This window comes from Achromobacter sp. GbtcB20, assembly GCF_019091095.1.
Classification (GTDB): Bacteria; Pseudomonadota; Gammaproteobacteria; order Burkholderiales; family Burkholderiaceae_B; genus Achromobacter; species Achromobacter mucicolens.
The window spans coordinates 1-2280 of sequence record NZ_JAGXJZ010000057.1; the positions used below are offsets into that span (position 1 = coordinate 1).

Sequence of the window (2280 nt, forward strand, 5' to 3'; positions counted from 1 at the left end):
TTCACCTAAGCCACCAACGCCAAAGCGCAAGGCGACGCCATTGTGTTCGAGATGGAGACAGCCGGCGTCACGCGGCAGTTCGAAATATCCGGTGATGTGCTGCGGCGCCGTTTTGGCGCCGCGGACGATACGGCGCCGGAATTGCTGCGCGCTTTCGAGCGCAGCGAGGACGCGTTGCGCGACTTGGCGCATCGTACGCAATGGGTTCCGACCGATGGGCCGATAGCGGTGGGCGAAGGCGATTTCGGTTGAATGTGAGCCCGGCGATGCTCGCCGGGCGCGAAACGAAGCTCGCCATTGGGAATGACGTTTGCTGGAACGTGCCTGTTCGTCAGACGGCATCGCGCCGTCATCCGGCGACGCTACTTCTACTGGAGGTCCGAATGAAAAACCGTCTTTTGAAGGCAGGACTTGGCGCTGCAATTGTCCTCAGCATGGGTTCGGTTGCGCTGGCGCAGACGCCCGCCGCCCCTGGCGGGCAGGTGCCTGCCGCAACGAACAAGCTGGACAGCGAGGCTCGTGGCTTTTTGAGCGACGCGGCCGAGTCCGGTCATCTCGAGATTGCTGGCAGCAAGATGGCGCTGGAAAAGTCGCAGAACGCCGAGGTCAAGAAGTTCGCGCAGATGATGATCGACGATCACACGAAGGTGGGCCAGAAGCTTGAGGCGTTGGCCAAGAGCAAGGGTTTCGAACCGCCGAAGGACCCGTCGATGATGCAGTCTGCCAAGCTCAAGGCGATGGGCTTGCGCGACGAAGGTTTCGACAAGGCTTACGCGGACGAGATCGGCGTGGATGCGCACGAGGACGCCGTCAAGCTGTTCGAAAAGGCCTCGAAGGAAGTGAAGGATCCCGAGGTCAAGCAATTTGCGATCGAAACGCTGCCCAGTCTTCAGCAGCATCTGCAGGCCGCCAAGGCGCTGCAGCAAAGCGTGTCCGCCAAGAAGTAGCGCACACGCGTGCGCCGGCGCCCTCTCCGGCGCCGGGCCGTTCAAGCGGGCCTGCCCGCCACTCGTTGCACCAAGGCTCACCGGCATGCGCCTTGCTGTACAGGGGCTGGGCCAGGCCCGCTTTCCAATCGATCCACCTACAGGAGTGATCATGAGCCAAAAGACCTTGAAGGAATTGTTCGTGCACGAGCTGTCCGACATCTACAGCGCCGAAAAGCAATTGACGCGAGCCCTGCCGAAGATGGCCCGCGCCGCCAGCGACCCTGCGTTGGCCGACGCATTCACCGCCCACCTTGAAGAAACCCGTGGTCAGATCGATCGCATCGACAAAATCGTGGAAGGCGCGGACTTCCGTTTGAAGCGCATCAAGTGCGCTGCGATGGAAGGGCTGGTGGAAGAAGGCCGCGACGTGATTGAAGATGTCGAAGAAGGCCCGGTGCGCGATGCCGCGCTGATCGCGGCGGCGCAGAAGGTCGAGCACTACGAGATCGCCAGCTACGGAACGCTATGCACGTTTGCCAAGCAACTGAGCGAGACCGAAGCGCTGACGTTGTTGAAGGAAACGCTGGCCGAAGAAAAGGCCACCGACGAGAAGCTGAGCATGCTGGCGCTACAGCAGACCAACGCCGAGGCCGCCAAGGCAGGCAAGGCAAAGTAGTGGAAGGCGCGGCAGCGTGCCCGCTGCGGCGATGACGGCCCTGCGCGGCACTTGCGCGTGCAGGGCCGTAATTCGTACTATGCGCTGAAACGGGGCGCCCAGGAGAGCATCATGAAACCAGAAGACGAGTCACCTTCGCGCGGCCGGCCCGCGCGGCGTGGGGCCAGGACCGGCCGGGGGCCCTGGTTGATGCTTGCGTTCTGGATAGGCGCCGTCGCCGTCTTGTTTCTGGTCGGCGTATTGATCCGCGGAATGTAGCGGCCCGGCAATCATTGGCACAGCCTTGATGCCACCATGGTGACGATGGTGCCATCCGGAAGCTTGTAGTGTCCGTCGCCTTCCCAGGTCACGAGCTGGCCATCGGGAAGGCAGCAGTACGAGCGGGCTTTTCCGTCGCCGAGGGGCTCCGAAGAGTATCTGTCGATGCGGTAGGTATTGCCGTCGGCGGCGGCGGCAACCACTTCCATGACACGCTTGTAGGTTGGGTTTGACATTTCTGTCTCCTGTTCATCCGGCCGGAGTATTGGGGCATGCTGCCGGTACGGGGTCAATACGCATCGCAGCATCGGTCACGTATATGCGGTGGTCAGCAAGCGTCGTTCCGTCGCGAGTGGTTCACAGGTACGGGTTTTGCTGCACGCGCGCTACGAACAGGAGGATTCCACATGCCCGCAA

The 2280-nt window shown here is 62.0% G+C and carries 3 protein-coding genes and 1 pseudogene; 3 read left to right on the top strand and 1 reads right to left on the bottom strand.

From position 1 onward, the window contains the following. Nucleotides 1-36: 36 nt before the first annotated feature. The 3 genes and pseudogenes from KVT32_RS27675 to KVT32_RS27685 all read left to right on the top strand — a co-directional run. A pseudogene (locus KVT32_RS27675) lies at nt 37-252 on the top strand (DUF1488 family protein); the annotation flags it as partial. A gap of 131 nt (nt 253-383) precedes the next feature. Continuing rightward, complete coding sequence (locus tag KVT32_RS27680) at nt 384-947, top strand: DUF4142 domain-containing protein (protein WP_062842148.1); 564 nt, start codon at nt 384-386, stop codon at nt 945-947. Nucleotides 948-1098: 151 nt separating this feature from the next. Beyond that, nucleotides 1099-1605 carry a ferritin-like domain-containing protein gene (locus tag KVT32_RS27685; protein WP_175155957.1) on the top strand — a complete coding sequence of 169 codons (507 nt, stop codon included), beginning with the start codon at nt 1099-1101 and terminating at the stop codon, nt 1603-1605. 269 nt (nt 1606-1874) lie between these two features. On the opposite strand, the gene KVT32_RS27690 is transcribed toward KVT32_RS27685, so the two are convergent. Next, entirely contained in the window at nt 1875-2099 is a 225-nt protein-coding gene (locus KVT32_RS27690; RefSeq protein ID WP_155721967.1) for a hypothetical protein, read from the bottom strand. Between the last annotated feature and the right edge of the window lie 181 nt (nt 2100-2280).

What these genes read in the sequence shown, in the direction of transcription:
- KVT32_RS27690 (WP_155721967.1), bottom strand. Translation starts at nt 2,099, where the DNA reads ATGTCAAACCCAACCTACAAGCGTGTCATGGAAGTGGTTGCCGCCGCC.
- KVT32_RS27685 (WP_175155957.1), top strand. Translation starts at nt 1,099, where the DNA reads ATGAGCCAAAAGACCTTGAAGGAATTGTTCGTGCACGAGCTGTCCGAC.
- KVT32_RS27680 (WP_062842148.1), top strand. Translation starts at nt 384, where the DNA reads ATGAAAAACCGTCTTTTGAAGGCAGGACTTGGCGCTGCAATTGTCCTC.